The following is a 1,969-nucleotide window of genomic DNA, read 5'->3' on the forward strand; positions in this document are numbered from 1 at the left end:
TCAACGAGCCCGTCAGCTTGGCCAGTTCGTCGTGCCACTCGGCTATCAGCTCAGCCGTCACATCCAGCATCATGCCCGGTCAACGACGGCACACGGACCCCGTCACAAGATCTCCGGCTGTAGTACGGGCAGGTCAGGCACGCTCCCAGAAGTCGTCCGGGGCGGAATCCGCTGGCTTCGGCCATACAACGGATTAGACAAGCCGCCGGTCATAAGAACACCATAGGTGCGCAAGATCGCGGCTGACGGGGGCAACCGCTCATGAACTCGAAAGCCCTTCTCACGGCCGCTTCGTCCCCAACTGGCCCCGGAAGGCTTCACTTTGAGTTTCGGCGATCCCAACAACCCTTACGGCCAGCAGCAGGCACAGCCGGGTTACCCCGCGCAAAACCCGCAAGGCGTGCCACCGCAATACGGCTACCCGCCCTACCCGCAGCAGCCCTACGGCGCGCACCCGGGGATGAACAGCAACCTCGGAACCGGTATACCGCCGCTCGCCCACTGGGGGCAGCGTGTGGGGGCGTACCTGCTCGACGGACTGATCATCTTGGGCCCGATGTACGCCCTGGGGTTCATCGACCTGGCCAATAGCGATGACCCGGCGACTGCGGGCCCGGGGCCTTTCTTCGTCGTTGGCCTGCTCTATGCAGTGGGCATGGGCTTCTTTCAGCTGTACCGGGAAGGCAAGACCGGCCAGACCACTGGGAAGAAGGTCCTCGGCATCAGCCTGCGCCGCGAAGCCGATGGCAGCACGCTTGGGTTCGGCATGGCACTTGTGCGCAAGCTCGCGCACTTCCTCGACAGCATCGCCTGCTACATCGGGTGGTTGTGGCCGGTGTGGGACGCCAAGAATCAGACCTTCGCCGACAAGGTGTGCAGCACCGTTGTCATTCAGGTCGGCAAAGGCTGACTGATTCCTGCGCCGGTGTGCACTGTCCATGCGGGCAGCGGCAGCGGGCAGACGCCCGCTGCCGTCCCCCGGCGACCCGGACGGAGGTCTCGACCAGCCTGATGGTGTCAGCCGGCACTGGCCGCCCGGCCGCGGAGGGCTTCGCCGCGGCGCCGTTCAGGATGATCCGTAGTTCGTAGGGGCGGCCCGTGCTGATCGCCTGGGCCTGCTCATGCGATCCGTCTGAGTGAAGCCGAGCAAGGCCCGTTCGGCGGCGCGGCGCAGGAGCGGCACCATGCGGGGCCGGCGCCGGGCTCAGCGCGAGCCTGGAGGCCGCCAAGGCGGCTCGCGGCGGAGAGCCCGCCGGCCCAAGGCAGGCCACCGTCCACGACCTGCCTTGGTGGTCAGACCTCCACGGGATCGGCCAAGGGCCTCATTGTCCGGTTCGTCCGGCCGACGCATCCCCCTTTTCGGCTGGTGGCGGCGGCATGTTGGTGAGCTCGCACGATGGTGGAGTCGATCTGGACGAGCCAGTCGATGTCGCCAGCCGCATCGACTTGGGCCTGGATCTGCTGGAGGGCCTGGGTCAAGACGCCTCTCAACGCGTAGCGGCGAAAGCGGGTGTAGACCGTTTGCCACGGCCCGTAGCGGTCGGGCAGGTCACGCCACGGGATGCCCGTGCGGATCTTGTAGAGCATCCCGTTGATGACCCGTCGGTCATCCACCCTCGGCCTGCCAGCCACGGCCGAGGGCACGAGCGGAGCAAGTAGATCCCACTCCTGATCGGTGAGTTCATATCTCTGCACTCGACCATGATCCACTGGCAGGTGATCTTTGATGCCGGGACCGTAGGGGACCCCGCACAATCGCCGGTATGACCGACATCGTTGACTCAGCGTGGCAAGAGATCCAGACCACTTACGGCGAACCTTCCCGGCCGGAGGAATCACCCCTGTACTACAGCCGGAGATCTTGTGACGGGGTCCGTGTGCCGTCGTTGACCGGGCATGATGCTGGATGTGACGGTTGAGCTGATAGCCGAGTGGCATGACGAACTGGCCAAGCTGACGGGCTCGTTGG

2 protein-coding genes are annotated in these 1,969 nt (G+C 65.5%); one reads left to right on the forward strand and one right to left on the reverse strand.

Annotation, left to right across the window (positions count from 1 at the left end; genetic code table 11):
• Positions 1 to 322: 322 nt before the first annotated feature.
• Positions 323 to 910: an RDD family protein gene (locus tag AB0D31_RS34640; protein ID WP_362730888.1), complete on the forward strand. Its 588-nt coding sequence runs from the start codon at positions 323 to 325 to the stop codon at positions 908 to 910.
• A 383-nt stretch (positions 911 to 1,293) separates the two neighbouring features.
• Here AB0D31_RS34640 and AB0D31_RS34645 read toward each other — a convergent pair whose 3' ends face one another.
• Positions 1,294 to 1,695: an IS5 family transposase gene (locus AB0D31_RS34645; RefSeq protein WP_362730891.1), complete on the reverse strand. Its 402-nt coding sequence runs from the start codon at positions 1,693 to 1,695 to the stop codon at positions 1,294 to 1,296.
• Between the last annotated feature and the right edge of the window lie 274 nt (positions 1,696 to 1,969).

The organism is Streptomyces sp. NPDC048361, from assembly GCF_040651795.1.
GTDB lineage: Bacteria > Actinomycetota > Actinomycetes > Streptomycetales > Streptomycetaceae > Streptomyces.